The organism is Halopseudomonas xiamenensis, from assembly GCF_014219065.1.
Lineage (GTDB): Bacteria > Pseudomonadota > Gammaproteobacteria > Pseudomonadales > Pseudomonadaceae > Halopseudomonas > Halopseudomonas xiamenensis.
The window spans coordinates 1-18,618 of the sequence record NZ_JACLGO010000033.1; the positions used below are offsets into that span (position 1 = coordinate 1).

An 18,618-nucleotide genomic window follows, 5' to 3' on the forward strand; every position below is an offset into this window, starting at 1 on the left:
CCGAAAGGTCGGAAGCGACGCTAGCCCCTCCACCCTGACAGGTCCCATTTTGGACCTGCAGGAAAACCATACAAGCGCCGCCTCGGCGCGAAGCGGGCTCCCACAGGCTCCCGGAGAGTGAGCGCCGCTCCGCTCAGTCGATATATTCGAACAGCTTGACGATACGCTGGACGCCGCCGACCTGCTGCACCGCAGCGACCGCAGCGTTGGCTTCGGTATGGGTCACCAGTCCCATCAGGTATACCGCACCGGCCTCGGTCACCACCTTGACCCGGCGACCGGGAACGTTGCTATCGGCCAGCATTCGGGTCTTGGCGCTGGAGGTGATCAGGGCGTCGTTGTTGCGTGCCAGTAGCGGCAGCCTGGGGCCTACCGTCAGTTCGTTATGCACCACCTTGACCCGCTGTACGCGCTTGGCGGTATCGCCGGCCAACTGGATCAGCTCGGCGCGTGGCACCTGGCCGGTCAGCAATACCACGCCGTTGTAGCTGGTGACGCTGTAGCGCGCTTCGCGCTCCATGGCGGGATCGACCTTGGCGATGTTGACGTCGGCCCGGGTTTCGATCAGTTGGTCGTCGATGCTGCTGCCCAGAGTGCGGGTGCCGTAGTTCGGCTCCATCGGCGTGTCCCGGGTGGCGGTCAGTACACCGCTGCAGCCGGCCAGGGTGACGGTCAGCAGCAGGGCGGTCAGGCGGATCATTCCTCGCTCCCGAACAGTTGGCGATCGATCAGATCGCACAGGCAGTGGATGGCCAGCAGGTGCACTTCCTGGATGCGGGCGGTGGAGCGTGCCGGTACGCGGATCTCGACATCGTCAGGCAGCAGCAGCGAGGTCATGCTGCCACCGTCGCGGCCGGTCAGGGCGACCACGCGCATATCGCGGTCATGGGCGGCCTGGATCGCCTGCAGCACGTTGCCGGAGTTGCCGCTGGTGGAGATGGCCAGCAGCACATCGCCGGCCTGGCCCAGGGCGCGGATCTGCTTGGAGAACACCTCGTCATAGCTGTAGTCGTTGGCGATCGAGGTGATGGTCGAGCTGTCGGTGGTCAGGGCGATGGCCGGCAGGCTGGGACGTTCGCGCTCGAAGCGGTTGAGCAGTTCCGAGGAGAAGTGCTGGGAGTCACCGGCGGAGCCGCCATTGCCGCAGCTGAGGATCTTGCGCTCGCTCAGCAGGGCGTTGACCATCAACTGGCTGGCCTGTTCGATGCTCGGCCCCAGCACGTCCATGGCGCGGGTCTTGGTTTCGATGCTGTCGGTGAACAGCTGTCTGATACGGTGTTGCATGTCCATAGGGGAAGAACTCGCTAGCAAGTGAAAGCTTCTCGGATCCATCGGTATGCAGCTGGATCCGCAGGATCGCCGATGGCGGCGACGACGTCGAAGCGACAGGGCTGGTCGGCCAGGTGGGGATGGGTCAGCAAATAATGATGGGCGGCGGCGATCAGACGTTTCTGCTTGCGCCAGTCCACGGTCTCCGCCGCATCGCCCCACAGGTTTCGTCGCCTGTAGCGCACTTCGACAAATACTACTGTATCCGCATCGCGCATGACCAGATCCAGCTCGCCCTGTTTGCAGCGATGGTTGCGCGCGAGCAGGCGCAGGCCGGCATTCAGCAGTAGTTGCTCGGCAGCCCGTTCGGCCTGGTTGCCGGTGCGCTGCCTGTCAGTCCACGGACTCATCAGCGCAGCATCGGTTCCATTGCTTCGATCGATGGCAGCGAGGGCAGCGGTTGCAGCTGGCCATCGACGATCTGCCCCCAGGACAGTTCGCGACGAATACGGCCATCGCGGTCCAGCGACAGGCGACCGGTGGCGCCATCGATGCGGGTGTCGGGCTGTTCCTGCATCTGCAGCAGGCGAGTGAAGATACGTTGGGCATCGATGCCCATGGCATACAGCCGCCCCATGGGGCCGGCGGCGGCAGGCCAGCTGTCGACCACGCTCTGGTACAGGCTGTCGGAGCGGTCGAGCAGCCAGGGGATCTCGGCGATCAGCAGGTCGTCGATATCCGCGTTGGGCTCGCCGCCAAGGGACAGGCGGTAGGCGTGGGATGTCGCATAGACCGGCAGGTCACCGGCGTACTGGAACACCAGGGTCGGCTTGATCTGGCGCGCCTGCAGCGGATTGGCGGCGAGAAACAGCGCATCCAGCCCGCTGCTGGGGGACGGCTGTATTGCCAACTCCTCGTTCGGCAGCTGATCCGGGGCCTGGTTGCGCTGCTCGCTCTCGCGTACCCGCAGCAGGTTGGCTACCTGGCCTGAAATGCCGGCTGGCTGGTCGATGACCTCATGGCCGGTCAGGGTGCCGCCCAGCTCCTGCCACTGGGCGACGAAGGCCTGGGCAGCACGCACGCCCCAGTCGTCGCGGTTGGCCAGGATGGCCATGCGTCGGTGACCATCCTGCCAGGCGCGCAGGGCGGCGGAGCGGGCTTCGTCCTCTGGCGCCAGGCCGAACTGGAACAGGCCGGCAGGAGGTGTGGCTCTGTTGTCCGCATAGTTCAATGCCAGGGTAGGTAGTGGTAACTGCGGCAGACCGGCGAGATACGCCACTTGCTGGCGGTCCAGTGGGCCGACCACCCACTGCACGCCATCAGCCTGGGCCTGGCGGTAGAACTGCATCAGGTCGGCATAGCTGCCGCTGTCGTAAAGGCTGATCTGCGGCTGCGCCAGACCCTGGCTGTAGGCGTGATACTGCGCTGCCAGGAAGCCATCACGCAGGGCGTCGGCTGCCGCTGACAGGTTGCCGTCGAAGGGCAGCAGCAGGGCGATATGCTGGGGGCGCTGGGCATGCAGCTCGAGCAGCCGGCTGACACCCTCCGGTGGTGTGCTGGCAGCCGGGTGGTCGGGGTGCCGGGCCTGCCATTGCTGCATGGCATGGACCTGCAGGTCGAGGTTGCCATGATCACGCTGGATCAGTGCCAGGCTCAGCCAGCCGGCCAGGTCGCCACTGGTGGTGGTGCTGGCGGCGCGCAATTGCTCGGTCGGCACCTGGTTCAGCTCGTTCCAGATGGCGGCGAGGTTGTCCTGTTGCGCCGCGGCCGGCAGCAGGTCGTGAATGAAGACCCGCTCCTGCGCGGCGTTCAGGTGCTCGCCGGCGGCGGCCATGGTCTCGGCGCGCAGCAACTGGATATCCAGCTGGGCCTGCGGAGCCAGGCTGTCGAACTGCTCCAGCGAGGGGTGGCGCAGTGCGCGCAGTGCGGCAGCTGGTTGGCCCAGCGCCAGTTCGCTGCGCGCCTGTAGTTCGCTGAAGCGCTGCTGCTGGTCCAGCGGCAGCTCGCTTTGCGGAATCAGTGCCAGGATACTGCGTACCTGCTCCGGCTGGCTGCGGCTCCAGGCGGTCTGCGCGGCGTGCAGGCGCAGCAGGTTGGCCTCGGCGCCGGAGCGGCGTTCGGCCTGGCGCAATATCTGCTCGACCGGTGTGTCCGTGGTGGCGGGCAGTTCCGACAGCTGGCGGGGCGGCGACGAGCAGCCGGCGATCAATGAGGCCAGCAGCAGACCGGAGAACGACAGGCGAATCATGCGGGACATCAGGGCGGGCACCTTGGACTGGGGCGCGCTGGGCGCGCGAGCGGTTGTCGGAGTATCCATACGCTGTGCATTGTAACCAAGGGGCGCCACCATCGCCATGTGCGTGGTTGCTCCTGTGCCTGGAACTGGGTCACATCCTGTACAATGCAGCGTCCCTTCTTCACAGGATTCGCCATGGCCACCGCCGGTACCCTTTATGTCGTTGCCACGCCGATCGGCAATCTGCAGGATCTGACGCCGCGTGCGCTGGAGGTGCTCAAGGCGGTCAGCCTGATCGCCGCTGAAGATACCCGGCACAGCGCGCGCCTGCTGCAGCACTTCGGCGTGACCACGCCGACCACCGCCTGCCATGATCACAACGAGCGGGACAAGAGTGCGCGGCTGGTGGAGCGTCTGCTGGCCGGCGAGGACATGGCGCTGATCTCCGATGCCGGCACGCCGCTGATTTCCGATCCCGGCTTTCACCTGGTGCGCCAGGCTCGCGAGGCTGGCGTGCGGGTCTGCCCGGTCCCCGGTGCCTGCGCATTGATTGCCGGCCTGAGCGCCGCCGGGTTGCCCTCGGACCGGTTCGCCTTCGAGGGTTTCCTGCCGGCCAAGGCCCACGGTCGTCGCCAGCGCATCCATGCGTTGGCTGCCGAGCAGCGCACCTGGATGGTCTACGAGGCGCCGCACCGTCTGCTCGAATGCCTGGAGGACCTGTGCGATCTGCTTGGCGCCGAGCGTCAGGTGGTTCTGGCCCGGGAGCTGACCAAGACCTTCGAGACCATCAAGGGCGCACCGCTGGGCGAGCTGGTCGACTGGGTGCGCGCCGATGCTGACCAGCAGCGCGGGGAATGCGTGCTGATCGTCGAAGGTGCGCCGCAGGTGGCTGATGAGGACGCCCTCGATCCCGAGGCGGAGCGGGTGCTCGAGGTGCTGCTGGAGGAGTTGCCGGTCAAGCAGGCGGCGGCTTTGGCGGCGCGCATCACCGGCCTGAAGAAGAATCGGCTGTACCAGCTGGCCCTGGCGAAAAGCAGCTGAGACTGGCTTTCCAACTGGTTGTCCGTCCGGCAGAAATGCCCGCGCTTGACGCATCAGTGCTTGCCGTTGGCCATCAACCCGGCTAACCTTGTGCGCAAGAGTTGGCTGGACAGTCGCTATATCGCTTGTGCGATATGGAGGAAAGTCCGGGCTCCATAGGGCAGAGTGCCAGGTAACGCCTGGGGGGCGCGAGCCTACGGAAAGTGCAGCAGAGAGCAGACCGCCTAAGCGCGCAAGCGCCGGTAAGGGTGAAAGGGTGCGGTAAGAGCGCACCGCGCGGCTGGTAACAGTTCGTGGCATGGTAAACCCCACTCGGAGCAAGACCAAATAGGAACCCTTCGGTGCGGCCCGCACTGGGTTCGGGTAGGTTGCTACAGGCAGTCAGTGATGGCTGTCGCAGAGGAATGACTGTCCTCGACAGAACCCGGCTTACAGGCCAACTCTTGTTTTTCCTCCCGTCGGCTCCCGGCAAAAAAATCTCAACTTCATGTTCAACATTAACTTTGTTTGAGCATCTCCTTGTTATTGCTTCCGATTCCTGTGTCGGGGCTGCTCCTGATCTGCCGCTTTTCCCCTTCGATTGTCGCTAAACCCTCGCCATATAAGGCTTTTCCGTGAATTGCTCACTTGACGCTGTATGGGCGCCTTTCTATAGTGTGCAAAAGTGGGTTGAAGTGGGTAGAAGTGGATTTTTTTGGGTTAATCGTTGTCACACCAGTGGGTCATCAGGGGAATAACAAAACGTGTTTCGTGGAACGAGCGCCATCAATCTGGATGTCAAGGGGCGACTCGCGATGCCTGCCCGGTATCGCGACCGTCTGCTTGAGTCCTGTGGTGGCCAGCTGGTCGCGACCATTGCCCTGGAGGAACGCTGCCTGTGGATCTACCCGCTGCATGAATGGGAGGCGGTCGAGCAGCAACTGCGCAAGGCGCCGAACATGCACCCGGCGGTCAAGCGGCTCAACCGCCTGCTGATCGGTAATGCCAATGAAATAGAACTCGACAGCCATGGCCGTTTCGTCGTGCCGCCGCTGTTACGCGATCACGCCGGCCTGGACAAGAAGGTCATGCTGGTGGGTCAACTGAGCAAATTCGAGCTGTGGAGTGAAGAGGCCTGGCAGGCCACCACCACCGCCTATCTGGAAGAAGAGCAGGACGTTGGCGAGCTGCCGGCGGAACTGCACTTGTTGAGCCTATGAATCAGCAGACCGAATTGAAACATGTCAGTGTACTGCTGAACGAAGCGCTGGAAGGGCTGGCGGTTCGCCCGCAGGGCCTTTATATAGATGGCACCTTTGGCCGTGGCGGGCACAGCCGCGCCATCCTCCGGCAGCTGTCGGAGGGGGGGCAACTGCTCGGCTTCGACAAGGACCCGGAGGCGATCCGGGTCGGAAATCAGCTGGCGGCCGAAGATGGCCGCTTTGTCGTTGTGCAGCGCTCGTTTGCCGAGCTGGCCGAGGAGGCACGTGCCCGCGGTCTGCATGGCAAGGTGGACGGCGTATTGCTGGACCTGGGCGTGTCCTCACCGCAGCTGGATGATCCCCTGCGCGGTTTCAGTTTCCTCAATGACGGCCCGCTGGACATGCGCATGAATCCGGCTGTCGGACAGAGCGCCGCGCAGTGGATCAACAGTGCCGCCGAGGCCGATATTGCCACCGTGCTCTGGGAGTATGGCGAGGAGCGTTTCTCTCGGCGAATGGCCCGCGCCATCGTCGAGTGGCGCGCCGAACAGCCGTTCAGCCGTACCGCCGACCTGGCCGAGGTGATCAAGCAGGCCAACCCGGCCTGGGAGAAGCACAAACATCCGGCGACCCGTGCGTTTCAGGGTATCCGCATCTTCATCAACCGCGAGCTGGAGGACCTGAGCGCCGGGCTGCAGGCAGCACTGGAGGTGCTGGCCCCGGGCGGACGGCTGGCGGTGATCAGTTTTCATTCGCTGGAGGATCGTCAGGTCAAGCAGTTCATGCGTCGCGAGGCCAAGGGAGCGCCGCTGCCGCGCGACCTGCCGGTACGCGATGCCGATATCCAGGTCAGCCTCAAGCTCATCGGCAAGGCGATCAAGCCCTCTGCCGCCGAAGTGGCTGCCAACCCGCGTGCCCGCAGTGCGGTGCTGCGTGTGGCGGAGAAACGCTGATGGACACGCCAGAGCAGGCCCTCGCCGCTGCACCCACCCGTTCCGGCCTGCCCGCCGGCAGCGGCTGGCTGTTGCTGGTGTGGGTGCTGATCCTGGCCAGCGCCCTGGCAGTCCCCTACAGCGCCCACTGGAGTCGCCAGTTGCTCAACGAGCTGGCCGGCGAGATGACCCAGCGGGAGAAGGCTCAGGCGGAATGGGGCCGGCTGGTGCTGGAGCAGAGCACCTGGACCGCGCATAGCCGGGTCGAGACCATTGCTACCCGGCAGCTGGGCATGCGTGTGCCCGAGGCCAGCGAAGTGATCCTGGTGCAGCAGCCATGAAGAAAATCAACTTCAAGCCCAATGGCAGTCTCTATCCCTGGCGTTTCCGGCTGGTCATCGGCCTGCTCGCGCTGTGCTGCGTTGCCGTGTCCTGGCGCATCGTCGAGTTGCATGTACTGGACGAGGGTTTCCTGAAGAACCAGGGCGACAAGCGCAGCGTGCGGCATGTGCCGATCCCCGCCCACCGCGGGCAGATCACCGACCGCAATGGCGAACCGCTGGCAGTCAGTACACCGGTGCTGACCATCTGGGCCAACCCTTCGCAACTGATCAGCCAGCAGGACCACTGGCCGAAACTGGCCGCTGCCCTGGGTATCGACCTGAGCACCTTCAGCCAGCGGCTCAGGGCCAATGCCGACAAGGAGTTCATCTATCTGCGCCGGCGTATGGTCCCGGCCGATGGTGAGGTGGTCATGGCGCTCAAGGTACCGGGTGTCTACAGCATCGAGGAGTATCGCCGCTTCTATCCGGCCGGTGACGTGGCAGCGCATCTGGTCGGTTTCACCAACGTCGACGAGAAGGGCCAGGAAGGCATCGAGCTGGCCTATGACCACTGGCTGGAAGGCGTGCCCGGCAAGCGCCAGGTGCTGCAGGATCGGCGTGGGCGATTGATCAAGGACGTGCAGGTGGTCAGCAATGCACGCCCGGGCAACGACCTGGCCCTGTCCATCGACCTGCGCCTGCAGTATCTGGCCCACCGTCAACTGCGCGAAGCCTTGCAGGAGTTCGACGCTCGGGCCGGCTCCATCGTCATGCTCGACGTACGCACCGGTGAGGTGCTGGCGATGGTCAACCATCCCAGCTACAACCCGAACAACCGCGCCAACCTGCAGCCGGACATGATGCGCAACCGCGCGTTGATCGATGTCTTCGAACCGGGTTCGACAGTCAAGCCGATTTCCATGAGCGCCGCGCTGGCCACCGGTCGGTGGTCGCCCACCGACAAGGTCAACGTCTACCCCGGTACCCTGCAGATCGGTCGCTATACCATCCGCGACGTATCCCGCGCGCCGGGTGGCGTGCTCGATCTGACCGGCATCCTGCTCAAGTCCAGTAACGTCGGCATGAGCAAGGTGGCCTTCGATATCGGCGGCCCGGCGCTGCATGAAACCATGCATAACATCGGTTTTGGCCAGTACACCGGCCTGGGTTTTCCCGGCGAGCGGGTAGGTAACCTGCCGAGCTTCCGCGAGTGGCGTCAGGCCGAGACCGCGGCCCTGTCCTATGGCTATGGACTATCAGTGACCACGGTACAGCTGGCCCAGGCCTATGCGATTCTGGCCAATGACGGGCGCAAGGCGCCGATGTCGCTGCTGCGCCTGGCCGAGCAGCCGAGCGTGCAGCAGGTGATCCCGGAGAAGGTCGCACAGACCGTGCAGGGCATGCTGCAGCAGGTCATCGAAGCGCCCGGCGGTACCTTCCGTGCCCAGGTGCCCGGTTACCACGTCGCCGGCAAGAGCGGTACCGCACGCAAGACCAACACTGGCAGCAAGGGTTACCAGCAGGATTCCTACCGCTCGCTGTTCGCCGGGTTCGCTCCGAGCAGCAATCCGCGGCTGGCGATTGCCGTGGTCATCGACGAGCCGACCAAGGGCGGCTACTACGGCGGCCTGGTTGCCGCGCCGGTGTTCGGCGGGCTGATGTCCAATGCCCTGCGCCTGCTGAATATCACCCCGGACAACCTGAACGAGATGCAGCAGGTCGAGCTGCCGGTGGTCGACAAGCAGGAGGGGCGTGGATGATGCAGCTCCAGCAACTGTTCCCGCAATGGCAGGGCGAGCCGGTGGAGATCACCGGCCTGGCGCTGGACAGCCGCCAGGTGCAACCGGGCAATCTGTTTCTCGCTGTGCCCGGCCTGCGCCACGACGGCCGCCGGCATATCGAGCAGGCGGTGGCCGCTGGTGCGGCCGCTGTCGCCTGCGAAACCAACGATGGTTTCTCCTGCACCACCACGGTGCCGCTGCTGCCTATCGGCCATCTGGCGGCCCAGCTCTCGGCCATCGCCGGGCGCTTCCATGGCGAGCCGGCGAGCAGCCTCGGGCTGATCGGCATCACCGGGACCAACGGCAAGACCAGTGTCAGCCAGATGCTGGCCCAGGCGCTGAACAATCTGCGCCAACCCTGCGGCGTCATAGGCACCCTGGGCAGCGGTATGCCTGGTGCGCTGTTCGAGTATGGCATGACCACCCCCGACGCGCTGGCGGTGCAGCAGCAGCTGGCCGCGCTGCGTGACCAGGGCGCCCGACGGGTCAGCATGGAAGTGTCCTCCCATGCGCTGGACCAGGGGCGGGTCGCGGCCCTGCATTTCGAGGTGGCGGTGTTCACCAATCTCAGCCGCGATCATCTGGATTACCACGGTGACATGGCCAGCTACGGCGCGGCCAAGGCGCGCCTGTTTGACCAGTCACAGCGCGCGGTGATCAATATCGACGACGGCTTCGGCCGTGAGCTGGCTGATCGCTGTCCGTTGCCGCTGCTGCGCTACAGCCTGAGCGACAGCGCAGCCGAACTGTACTGCAGCGACATCCGTTTCGATGCCGAGGGCATCAGCGCGCGGTTGCACGCCCAGGGTACCAGCGCCGAGCTGCGCAGCCCGCTGCTCGGCACCTTCAACCTGTCCAACCTGCTGGCGGTGGCCGGGGTGCTGCTGAGCCTGGAACTGCCACTGGCCCAGGTGAGCGCCCAGCTCGGTCAACTGCTGCCACCGGCCGGGCGCATGCAACGCCTGGGTGGGCATGGCCAGCCGCTGGTGGTGATCGATTATGCGCATACCCCCGACGCCCTGGAAAAGGCCCTGGCCGCCCTGCGTGCGCACGTCGCCGGGCGCCTGATCTGCGTGTTCGGCTGTGGCGGTGACCGGGACAATGGCAAGCGTCCGTTGATGGGCAAGGCGGCCGAGCAGGGCGCCGATCTGCTGGTGGTGACTGATGACAATCCGCGTACCGAACCGTCGGTCGTGATCATCGAGCAAATCTGTGCCGGGATTGAACGCACCGCACAGCTCACAGTCATAGCCAACCGTGCCGAGGCCATCACCCGGACCATCGCCCAGGCTACGGCTGACGATGTGATCCTGCTGGCCGGCAAGGGCCATGAAACCTATCAGGAGATCAACGGGGTGCGTCACCCTTTCAGTGATATCGAGCAGGCCGCGCGTGCCCTGCAGGAGCGGGAGGGTCATCATGCTTGAGGCGATGAACCTGGCAGACCTGCTCAAACCACTGGCAGCCACACTCAACGGCAGCGATGCCAGCTTCGACAGCGTCAGTATCGATGCCCGCCAGGTGCAACCCGGCGGTCTGTTCGTGGCCCTGCCCGGCAGCCGGGTGGATGGCCATGACTTCATTGCCCAGGCGCGTGAGCGCGGAGCCGCGGCGGCGCTGGTCGAGCGCCCGGTCGCCGATCCGCTGCCGCAACTGCTGGTGCGCGACTGCGCCCTGGCGCTGGGTCAACTGGGTGCCCTCAACCGTGCGACGTTCAGCGGGCCGCTGGTGGCCATCACCGGCTCCAGTGGCAAGACCACTGTCAAGGAAATGCTCGCCGCCATCCTGCGCGAGTGCGGCGCGGTACTGGCCACCCGCGGCAACCTGAACAACGAACTGGGCGTACCACTGACGCTGCTCGAACTGGCGCCGGAGCACCGCTATGCAGTGGTGGAAATGGGCGCGGCAGCGATCGGTGATATTGCCTACAGCATGCGCCTGGCCAAGCCGGATGTCAGCGTGCTGACCAATGCCGGCACCGCGCATATCGGCCGCTTCGGCAGCGAGCAGGCGATCGCGGAGGCCAAGGGTGAGATTCTTGCCGGGCTCGGCGCCGACGGCCAGGGCGTGATCAACCTCGACAGCCCCTGGATCGAAAGCTGGTACCAGACCCTCGGCCGGCGCAAGGCCTGGGCCTTCAGTATCGACAACCCCACCGCCGAGCTGCACGCCGCACAGGTGTGCAACGACCAGCGCGGCTGCCCGGGCTTCGAGCTGGTGACCCCGGTCGGCAGCATTGCCGTGCAGCTCAACCTGCTGGGCCGGCACAATGTCGCCAATGCCTTGGCCGCCACCGGCGCGGCGCTGGCCCTGCAGGTGCCGCTGCAGGCGATTGCCAAGGGCCTGGGCGCGCTGCAGCCGGTGGCCGGTCGTGGCAAGAGCCTGTCCGGTCGCAATGGTGCCTTGATCATCGATGACTGCTACAACGCCAACCCGGCCTCGGTACGTGCCGCCATCGATGTGCTCGCCGACCTGGACGGGCGGCGCCTGCTGGTGCTCGGCGACATGGGCGAGCTGGGTGCGCTGGAGCAGCAGGCGCACCGGGATGTGGGTGCCTATGCCAGGGCCCGCGGCCTGGATGGGCTGTATGTCACCGGGCCGCTGTCGGCACTGGCGGCAGAGGAATTCGGCACCGGCGCCCAGGTCTTCACCGACCGCAGGGCACTGGCCGCCGCACTCGCAACGGAACTGGACCCGGCGACCCGGGTACTGGTCAAAGGCTCGCGTAGCGCGGGTATGGAAGAGGTCGTCGCCGCTCTGGTGGAAGGCTCGCAAATTCAGGAAGAGGGCAAGCCGACATGCTGCTGATTCTCGCGCAATACCTGCAACAATTTCACACCGGCTTCGGTGTATTCCAGTACCTGACCCTGCGCGGCATCTTCGGCGTGCTCACCGCCCTGGCGCTGGCGCTGTTTCTCGGGCCCTGGATGATTCGCACCCTGCAACTGCGCCAGATCGGCCAGGCGGTACGCAACGACGGACCACAGTCGCACCTGTCGAAGAAAGGCACCCCGACCATGGGCGGCGCGCTGATCCTCATGGCCATCACCATCAGCACCCTGCTGTGGGCCGACCTGAGCAACCTGTATGTATGGGTGGTACTCGGCGTCACCGTCAGCTTCGGCGCCATCGGCTGGGTCGACGACTATCGCAAGGTGGTGGAGAAGAACTCCCGCGGCCTGCCATCGCGCTGGAAGTACTTCTGGCAATCGGTGTTCGGCCTGGTCGCCGCCGTGGTGTTGTACATGGCCGCAGACACGCCGGTGGAGACCACGCTGATCCTGCCGTTCTTCAAGAGCGTCGAGTTCCAGCTTGGCGCCTTCTTCATCGTGCTGACCTACTTCGTCATCGTCGGCTCCAGCAACGCGGTCAACCTGACCGACGGCCTGGACGGCCTGGCGATCATGCCCACGGTGATGGTCGGTGGCGCCCTGGGTATCTTCGCCTACCTGTCCGGTAACGCGCAGTTCTCCCAGTACCTGCTGATTCCCTACGTGCAGGGGTCGGGCGAGCTGCTGATCTTCTGCGGCGCATTGATCGGTGCCGGGCTGGGCTTCCTGTGGTTCAACACCTATCCGGCGCAGGTATTCATGGGCGACGTCGGTGCGCTGGCGCTGGGCGCGGCACTGGGCGTGATCGCGGTGATCGTGCGCCAGGAGATAGTGCTGTTCATCATGGGTGGCATCTTCGTGGTCGAGACCCTGTCGGTGATCGTGCAGGTGGCCTCGTTCAAGATGACCGGCCGCCGGGTATTCCGCATGGCGCCGATCCACCACCATTTCGAATTGAAGGGCTGGCCCGAGCCTCGGGTCATCGTGCGGTTCTGGATCATCACCACGGTACTGGTGCTGATCGGTCTGTCCACTCTGAAGCTGCGTTGAGGAACACAAGGTGTCACTGATCTCCACGGACAAGCAACGGATCATCGTCGGACTCGGGGTAACCGGTTTATCGGTTGCCCGGTATCTGGCCGGCCGTGGTTTGCCGTTCGCCGTCTGTGACACCCGCGCCAACCCGCCGGGGCTGGACCAGTTGCAGCGTTTCGCGCCCATGGCCGATCTGTACCTGGGCGAGCTGGATGCCGACCTGCTGTGCAGCGCCGGGGAGCTGATCGTCAATCCCGGTATCGCTCTGTCGACCCCGGCGATCCAGGCCGCGCTGCAGGCCGGGGTCAATGTGGTGGGCGACATCGAACTGTTCGCCCGCGAGGCCAGCGCACCTGTGGTCGCCATCACCGGCTCCAATGCCAAGAGCACCGTTACCACCCTGGTGGGCGCCATGGCCGAGCAGGCCGGCAAGCGGGTGGCGGTCGGTGGCAATATCGGTACCCCGGCGCTGGACCTGCTGGACCAGCAGCCGGAGCTGTATGTGCTGGAGCTGTCCAGCTTCCAGCTGGAGACAACCCAGGCGCTGAACGCCGAAGTGGCCACCGTGCTGAACATCAGCGAAGACCACATGGATCGCTATACCGACCTGGCGGCCTATCATCTGGCCAAGCATCGCATCTTCCGCGGTGCGCGGCAGGTGGTGGTCAATCGTGATGATGCGCTGTCCCGGCCGCTGGTGGCCGATCAGCTGACGTGCTGGAGCTTCGGCCTGTCGCGTCCCGACTTCAAGGGCTTCGGCCTGATCGAGCAGGACGGCGAGAAGTGGCTGGCCTTCGAATTCAAGGCACTGCTGCCGGTCAGCGAACTGAAGATCCGCGGTGCGCACAACCAGGCCAACGCGCTGGCCGCGCTGGCCCTGGGTCACGCCGTCGGGCTGCCGATGCCGGTGATGCTGCAGGCGCTGCGCGAATTTGCCGGCCTGCCGCACCGCTGTCAGTGGCTGGGCCAATATGCCGGGGTGGATTACTACGACGACTCCAAGGCCACCAACGTTGGCGCGGCGCTGGCGGCGATCGAGGGCCTGGGCGGCGATCTGCAGGGCAAACAGGTGCTGATCGCCGGTGGCGACGGCAAGGGAGCGGACTTCTCCGCGCTGGTGGCGCCGGTCACTCGCCATTGCCGGGCGGTGGTGCTGCTGGGCCGTGATGCGCCGCTGCTGGAGCAGGTGCTGGGTGCGCATGTGCCGGTACAACGGGTGGACACTCTGGAACAGGCGGTCACCGCCGCCGCTGCGCTGGCCCGGCCGGGTGATGCCGTGCTGCTGTCGCCAGCCTGCGCCAGCCTGGATATGTTCCGCAATTTCGAGGAGCGTGGCCGGCTGTTCGCCGCCGCGGTCGGGAGGTTGCCGGCATGATCCTGACCGACGTCGTGCAACGTTCACTGGCGCCGCTGTTCGGCGAGCGCCGCTTCGACATGGACCTGCCGTTGCTGGTCGGCGGGCTGGCGTTGCTCGGCCTGGGCCTGGTGATGGTCACCTCCGCCTCCATGGAAGTGGCTGCCGGGCAACTGGGCAATCCCCTCTATTATATGAACCGCCAGCTGGTGTACATGATCATCGGCGTACTGGCGATGCTGGCGACCCTGGCGGTGCCGGTCGGACTGTGGGAGCAGTTCCGCTTCCCGCTGCTGTTCCTTGGCTTCGCATTGCTGATCGCGGTGCTGATCCCGGGTATCGGCCGTGAGGTCAACGGCAGCTGGCGCTGGATCGCGGTCGGCCCGATCAACGTACAGCCGTCGGAGCTGGCCAAGCTGTTCGCCGTGGTGTTCCTGGCCGGTTACCTGGTGCATCGCCGGGACGAGGTCAAGGAGGAGTGGTTCGGTTTCATCAAGCCGTTCATGGTGCTCGGCCCTATGGCCTGGCTGCTGATCATCGAGCCGGACTTCGGTGCTACCGTGGTGCTGATGGGCGCGGCCACCGGCATGCTGTTCCTCGGCGGCGTCGGCCTGTTCCGCTTCACCCTGCTGTTCGGCTCGCTCGGTGGCCTGGCCGCGCTGCTGGTGCTGTTCGAGCCCTATCGCCTGCAGCGCCTGACCGGTTTCCTCAACCCCTGGAACGACCCCTATGGCAGTGGCTACCAGCTGACCCAGGCGCTGATCGCCTTCGGTCGCGGCGAGTGGCTGGGTACCGGCCTGGGCAACAGTATCCAGAAGCAGTTCTACCTGCCCGAGGCGCATACCGACTTCGTATTCGCCGTGCTGGCCGAGGAGCTGGGGTTGATCGGCGCGCTGGCGGCCTTCGCCCTGCTGATCTTCGTCGCCGTACGCGCCTTGTATATCGGTCTCTGGGCCGAGCGTGCCGGACGCTATTTCTCCGCCTACCTGGCCTATGGCCTGGCGATCATGTGGTGCGGTCAGGTATTGATCAACGTCGGGGTGAATATCGGCCTGCTGCCGACCAAGGGGCTGACCTTGCCATTCCTCAGTTACGGTGGCAGCTCGCTGGTGGTCTGCTGTATCAGCCTGGGCCTGCTGTTGCGCATCGACTGGGAGCGCCGTCAGGCGCTGCGGGAGGCTGCCAATGGCCAGTAAGGTGCTGATCATGGCGGGCGGGACCGGCGGGCATGTGTTCCCGGCATTGGCCTGTGCCCGGTTGCTGCGTGAGCAGGGTTACGAGGTGCACTGGCTGGGTACCCGCCGTGGCATCGAGGCCGAACTGATCCCGGCGGCGGATATTCCCGTGCATTACATCGATATCCAGGGCCTGCGCGGCAAGGGCAAGGCCGGTCTGCTCAAGGCACCGGTGCAGCTGTTGCGCGCACTGTGGCAGTCGCTGGCAATCGTGCGCCAGCTACAGCCGGTCTGCGTGCTGGGTGCCGGTGGTTACGTCACCGGTCCCGGCGGCCTGGCTGCCTGGCTGCGGCGCATCCCGCTGGTGATCCACGAACAGAACGCGGTGGTCGGTACCACCAATCGCTTGCTCGCCAAACTGGCGCAACGTCGCTGCGAAGGTTTCGAGGGCAGCTTTGCCGCCGATGCCCGGCGCCGCAGCACCGGCAACCCGGTGCGTGCGGAGATATTCCAGGTGCCGCCGCTGGACTGGGATGGCCGCCGTCAGCCGCGCCTGCTGGTCCTTGGTGGCAGCCTCGGCGCCCTGCCGCTGAACAAGCTGCTGCCCGAAGCGCTGGCCCTGTTGCCCGCCGCGCAGCGTCCGCAGGTACGCCACCAGTGCGGCAAGCAGCACCTGCAGGAAGCCCGCGAGGGTTATGTCGGCGCCGGCGTCGACGCCGAAGTGCAGGCCTTCATCGCCGACATGGCCGAGGCCTATGCCTGGGCCGATGTGGTGGTGTGCCGTGCCGGCGCACTGACCGTGGCCGAGCTGGCGGCCGCCGGCCGGCCATCGCTGCTGATACCGCTGCCGCATGCCATCGACGATCACCAGAGTGCCAATGCGCGCTACCTGGCCGACCGCGGCGCCGCCGAGCTGCTGCCGCAAAAGACGCTTACCGCGGCACTGCTGGCGCAGCGCCTCGAAACCCTGTTCAACCAACCGGAGACTGTACGACTGATGGCAGAACATGCCCGCAACCAGGCCAGACCCGACGCAACGGCGGACGTGGTTCGCGCCTGCCTGGAGGTTGCCCGTGACCATTGAAAAACGTCCCAAGGCGACCTTCAGCCTGCCGGCAATGCGCCGTATCCGCCGTATCCATTTCGTCGGTATTGGCGGCGTGGGCATGTGCGGCATTGCCGAGGTACTGCTCAACCTTGGCTACGAGGTATCCGGCTCGGATCTCAAACGTTCTGCGGTCACTGCGCGACTGGAAAGCTTCGGTGCGCGGGTGGATATCGGCCATCGTGCCGAAAACCTGCAGAATGCCGATGTGCTGGTGGTGTCCAGCGCGATCAACCCGAGCAACCCGGAAGTGGCCGCGGCCATGGACAAGCGCATCCCGGTGGTGCCGCGCGCGGAAATGCTCGCCGAGCTGATGCGCTACCGCCACGGTATCGCGGTGGCCGGCACCCACGGCAAGACCACCACCACCAGCCTGGTGGCCTCGGTGCTGGCGGCCGAGGGGCTGAGCCCGACCTTCGTCATCGGTGGCCGGTTGACCAGCGCCGGCACCAATGCGCAGCTGGGTGAGAGTCGCTATCTGGTGGCCGAGGCCGATGAAAGCGATGCCTCCTTCCTGCACCTGCAGCCGATGGCGGCGATCGTCACCAATATCGATTTCGATCACATGGCCACCTACGAGGGTGATTTCAATCGCCTCAAGCGCACCTTCGTCGACTTCCTGCACAACCTGCCGTTCTACGGCCTGGCGGTGCTGTGCATCGACGACCCGGTGGTGCGCGAGATCCTGCCGCAGATCAACCGCCAGGTGATCACCTACGGTCAGTCCGAGGATGCGGACATCCGCGCCGTGGATATCGAGCAGCACGGCATGCAGACCCACTTCACCGTACTGCGCGAAGGCCATGAGCCGCTGCGCGTGTACGTCAACATGCCCGGCGTGCACAACGTGCTCAATGCCCTGGCGACCATCGCCGTGACCGCCGATGAAGGCGTCAGCGACGAGGCCATTGTCAAGGGCCTGACCAGCTTCGAGGGTGTCGGCCGGCGCTTCCAGGTGCATGGTCACTTCCCGCTGGGCGAAGAGGGCGATGTGATGCTGGTGGACGACTACGGCCACCACCCGCGTGAGGTAGCCGCGGTGATCAAGGCGGTGCGCGGCGGTTGGCCCGACCGGCGCCTGGTCATGGTCTACCAGCCGCACCGCTATTCGCGTACCCGTGACCTGTACGAGGACTTCGTGCAGGTACTGGGCGAGACCAATGTATTGCTGCTGATGGAAGTCTACCCCGCCGGCGAGGAGCCGGTACCGGGCGCTGACAGCAAGCATCTGTGCCGCAGCATCCGCCTGCGCGGTCAGATCGACCCGCTGTACGTGGCGCGTGATGCCGACCTCATGCCGCTGCTGCGCGCGGTGCTGCAGCCCGGCGACATCCTGTTGACCCAGGGCGCCGGGGATATCGGTGGACTGGCGCCGCAGCTGGCCGAGGCCCTGACCCGGCTGGGCAACGAACAGAAAGGAGATCCGGCCTGATGATCGACGTGAAAGCCTTTGGACGAGTCGCGGTGCTCTATGGCGGTACATCCGCCGAACGCGAAGTGTCGCTGAAATCCGGTGCCGCGGTGCTGGCCGCGCTGCAGGGCGCCGGGGTGAATGCCTTCGGTATCGATGCCGGCGCCGACCTGGCCGAACGCCTGATCGCCGAGCGCCCCGACCGGGTGTTCATCGCGCTGCATGGCCGTGGCGGTGAGGACGGCAGCCTGCAGGGCCTGCTCGAATGCCTGCGCCTGCCCTACACCGGCAGCGGCGTGATGGCCTCGGCGCTGGCCATGGACAAGCTCCGCACCAAGCAGGTATGGCAAAGCCTCGGCCTGCCCACGCCGGCCTATGCGGTCCTGCGTGACGAGTCGGAATGCGCCTCGGTGGTCGAGCAACTGGGCACCCCGCTGATCATCAAGCCGATCCATGAGGGTTCCAGTATCGGCATGGCCAAGGTGGAATCCCTGGACGGGCTGCAGGCTGCCTGGAAGGAAGCGCAAAAGTACGATGACGTGGCGCTGGTCGAACAGTGGATTACCGGGGCCGAGTTCACCGTCAGCATCCTCGACGGCAAGGTGCTGCCGGCCATCCGCCTGAGCACGCCGAATACCTTCTATGACTACCAGGCCAAGTACCTGGCCTCCGATACCCAGTACCAGTGCCCCTGCGGTCTGTCGCCGGAGCGCGAGGCCGAACTGGCCGAGCTGTGCCTGCGTGCTTTCAACGCGGTTGGCTGTCATGGCTGGGGCCGGGTTGACGTGATGCAGGACAGCGATGGCAGCTTCTATCTGCTGGAAGTCAATACCGCACCGGGCATGACCGACCACAGCCTGGTGCCGATGGCGGCGGCGGCGGCCGGTATGAGTTTCACCGATCTGGTGCTGGCGATCCTCGCCAGTGCCCGTTACTGAGGAACG

The 18,618-nt window shown here is 65.5% G+C and carries 17 protein-coding genes and 1 other RNA gene; 14 read left to right on the top strand and 4 right to left on the bottom strand.

Annotated elements, in window-relative coordinates; translation table 11 throughout:
* Positions 1–133 precede the first annotated feature (133 nt).
* The 4 genes from H6X51_RS17315 to H6X51_RS17330 are packed head-to-tail and all read right to left on the bottom strand — an operon-like array spanning position 134 to position 3,526.
* On the bottom strand, positions 134–700 hold the full coding sequence (locus H6X51_RS17315) for a BON domain-containing protein (RefSeq protein WP_185268721.1): 567 nt from the start codon (positions 698–700) through the stop codon (positions 134–136).
* A complete protein-coding gene (locus H6X51_RS17320) occupies positions 697–1,290 on the bottom strand; it encodes a phosphoheptose isomerase (RefSeq protein ID WP_185268722.1) in 594 nt (197 codons plus the stop codon). The genes H6X51_RS17315 and H6X51_RS17320 overlap by 4 nt, the downstream gene beginning before the upstream one ends.
* Before the next feature lie 14 nt (positions 1,291–1,304).
* The gene (locus tag H6X51_RS17325; RefSeq protein WP_185268723.1) at positions 1,305–1,679 is read right to left on the bottom strand and encodes a YraN family protein; all 375 of its coding nucleotides are present in this window, start codon (positions 1,677–1,679) and stop codon (positions 1,305–1,307) included.
* Positions 1,679–3,526, bottom strand: coding sequence for a penicillin-binding protein activator (locus H6X51_RS17330; RefSeq protein WP_185268724.1), 1,848 nt, complete (start codon positions 3,524–3,526; stop codon positions 1,679–1,681). The genes H6X51_RS17325 and H6X51_RS17330 overlap by 1 nt, the downstream gene beginning before the upstream one ends.
* A gap of 174 nt (positions 3,527–3,700) precedes the next feature.
* Between H6X51_RS17330 and rsmI the strand changes: the two genes are divergently transcribed.
* The 14 genes from rsmI (at position 3,701) to H6X51_RS17400 (ending at position 18,612) form a co-directional block, all read left to right on the top strand.
* On the top strand, positions 3,701–4,546 hold the full coding sequence (gene rsmI / locus H6X51_RS17335) for a 16S rRNA (cytidine(1402)-2'-O)-methyltransferase (protein WP_185268725.1): 846 nt from the start codon (positions 3,701–3,703) through the stop codon (positions 4,544–4,546).
* A 97-nt stretch (positions 4,547–4,643) separates the two neighbouring features.
* An RNA gene (gene rnpB / locus H6X51_RS17340) (RNase P RNA component class A) lies at positions 4,644–4,994 on the top strand.
* A gap of 295 nt (positions 4,995–5,289) precedes the next feature.
* A complete protein-coding gene (gene mraZ / locus H6X51_RS17345; protein WP_185268726.1) occupies positions 5,290–5,745 on the top strand; it encodes a division/cell wall cluster transcriptional repressor MraZ in 456 nt (151 codons plus the stop codon).
* Positions 5,742–6,680, top strand: a complete 939-nt coding sequence (gene rsmH, locus H6X51_RS17350; RefSeq protein ID WP_185268727.1) for a 16S rRNA (cytosine(1402)-N(4))-methyltransferase RsmH — start codon at positions 5,742–5,744, stop codon at positions 6,678–6,680. The genes mraZ and rsmH overlap by 4 nt, the downstream gene beginning before the upstream one ends.
* A complete protein-coding gene (gene ftsL, locus H6X51_RS17355) occupies positions 6,680–7,000 on the top strand; it encodes a cell division protein FtsL (protein WP_185268728.1) in 321 nt (106 codons plus the stop codon). The genes rsmH and ftsL overlap by 1 nt, the downstream gene beginning before the upstream one ends.
* Positions 6,997–8,742 carry a peptidoglycan D,D-transpeptidase FtsI family protein gene (locus H6X51_RS17360; protein WP_185268729.1) on the top strand — a complete coding sequence of 582 codons (1,746 nt, stop codon included), beginning with the start codon at positions 6,997–6,999 and terminating at the stop codon, positions 8,740–8,742. Before ftsL ends, H6X51_RS17360 begins: the two co-directional genes overlap by 4 nt.
* Positions 8,742–10,190 (top strand): UDP-N-acetylmuramoyl-L-alanyl-D-glutamate--2,6-diaminopimelate ligase, encoded by a 1,449-nt coding sequence (locus H6X51_RS17365; protein WP_185268758.1) that lies wholly within the window; start codon positions 8,742–8,744, stop codon positions 10,188–10,190. Before H6X51_RS17360 ends, H6X51_RS17365 begins: the two co-directional genes overlap by 1 nt.
* The gene (locus H6X51_RS17370; protein ID WP_185268730.1) at positions 10,183–11,571 is read left to right on the top strand and encodes a UDP-N-acetylmuramoyl-tripeptide--D-alanyl-D-alanine ligase; all 1,389 of its coding nucleotides are present in this window, start codon (positions 10,183–10,185) and stop codon (positions 11,569–11,571) included. The genes H6X51_RS17365 and H6X51_RS17370 overlap by 8 nt, the downstream gene beginning before the upstream one ends.
* Entirely contained in the window at positions 11,562–12,644 is a 1,083-nt protein-coding gene (gene mraY, locus H6X51_RS17375; protein WP_185268731.1) for a phospho-N-acetylmuramoyl-pentapeptide-transferase, read from the top strand. Before H6X51_RS17370 ends, mraY begins: the two co-directional genes overlap by 10 nt.
* Before the next feature lie 10 nt (positions 12,645–12,654).
* A complete protein-coding gene (murD, locus tag H6X51_RS17380) occupies positions 12,655–14,004 on the top strand; it encodes a UDP-N-acetylmuramoyl-L-alanine--D-glutamate ligase (RefSeq protein WP_185268732.1) in 1,350 nt (449 codons plus the stop codon).
* A complete protein-coding gene (gene ftsW, locus H6X51_RS17385; protein ID WP_407925987.1) occupies positions 14,004–15,179 on the top strand; it encodes a putative lipid II flippase FtsW in 1,176 nt (391 codons plus the stop codon). The genes murD and ftsW overlap by 1 nt, the downstream gene beginning before the upstream one ends.
* Positions 15,169–16,242, top strand: coding sequence for an undecaprenyldiphospho-muramoylpentapeptide beta-N-acetylglucosaminyltransferase (gene murG / locus H6X51_RS17390; RefSeq protein ID WP_185268734.1), 1,074 nt, complete (start codon positions 15,169–15,171; stop codon positions 16,240–16,242). Before ftsW ends, murG begins: the two co-directional genes overlap by 11 nt.
* A 34-nt stretch (positions 16,243–16,276) precedes the next feature.
* Positions 16,277–17,695: a UDP-N-acetylmuramate--L-alanine ligase gene (gene murC, locus H6X51_RS17395; protein WP_221627411.1), complete on the top strand. Its 1,419-nt coding sequence runs from the start codon at positions 16,277–16,279 to the stop codon at positions 17,693–17,695.
* The gene (locus H6X51_RS17400; RefSeq protein WP_185268736.1) at positions 17,695–18,612 is read left to right on the top strand and encodes a D-alanine--D-alanine ligase; all 918 of its coding nucleotides are present in this window, start codon (positions 17,695–17,697) and stop codon (positions 18,610–18,612) included. The genes murC and H6X51_RS17400 overlap by 1 nt, the downstream gene beginning before the upstream one ends.
* Positions 18,613–18,618: the final 6 nt, after the last annotated feature.

Excerpts from the sequence above, each read along its gene's own strand:
- H6X51_RS17325 (WP_185268723.1), bottom strand. The coding sequence starts at position 1,679 with ATGAGTCCGTGGACTGACAGGCAGCGCACCGGCAACCAGGCCGAACGG.
- H6X51_RS17320 (WP_185268722.1), bottom strand. The coding sequence starts at position 1,290 with ATGGACATGCAACACCGTATCAGACAGCTGTTCACCGACAGCATCGAA.
- ftsL (WP_185268728.1), top strand. The coding sequence starts at position 6,680 with ATGGACACGCCAGAGCAGGCCCTCGCCGCTGCACCCACCCGTTCCGGC.
- H6X51_RS17400 (WP_185268736.1), top strand. The coding sequence starts at position 17,695 with ATGATCGACGTGAAAGCCTTTGGACGAGTCGCGGTGCTCTATGGCGGT.
- H6X51_RS17315 (WP_185268721.1), bottom strand. The coding sequence starts at position 700 with ATGATCCGCCTGACCGCCCTGCTGCTGACCGTCACCCTGGCCGGCTGC.
- H6X51_RS17360 (WP_185268729.1), top strand. The coding sequence starts at position 6,997 with ATGAAGAAAATCAACTTCAAGCCCAATGGCAGTCTCTATCCCTGGCGT.
- H6X51_RS17365 (WP_185268758.1), top strand. The coding sequence starts at position 8,742 with ATGCAGCTCCAGCAACTGTTCCCGCAATGGCAGGGCGAGCCGGTGGAG.
- H6X51_RS17370 (WP_185268730.1), top strand. The coding sequence starts at position 10,183 with ATGCTTGAGGCGATGAACCTGGCAGACCTGCTCAAACCACTGGCAGCC.
- rsmH (WP_185268727.1), top strand. The coding sequence starts at position 5,742 with ATGAATCAGCAGACCGAATTGAAACATGTCAGTGTACTGCTGAACGAA.
- murC (WP_221627411.1), top strand. The coding sequence starts at position 16,277 with ATGCGCCGTATCCGCCGTATCCATTTCGTCGGTATTGGCGGCGTGGGC.
- rsmI (WP_185268725.1), top strand. The coding sequence starts at position 3,701 with ATGGCCACCGCCGGTACCCTTTATGTCGTTGCCACGCCGATCGGCAAT.
- mraY (WP_185268731.1), top strand. The coding sequence starts at position 11,562 with ATGCTGCTGATTCTCGCGCAATACCTGCAACAATTTCACACCGGCTTC.
- murG (WP_185268734.1), top strand. The coding sequence starts at position 15,169 with ATGGCCAGTAAGGTGCTGATCATGGCGGGCGGGACCGGCGGGCATGTG.
- H6X51_RS17330 (WP_185268724.1), bottom strand. The coding sequence starts at position 3,526 with ATGTCCCGCATGATTCGCCTGTCGTTCTCCGGTCTGCTGCTGGCCTCA.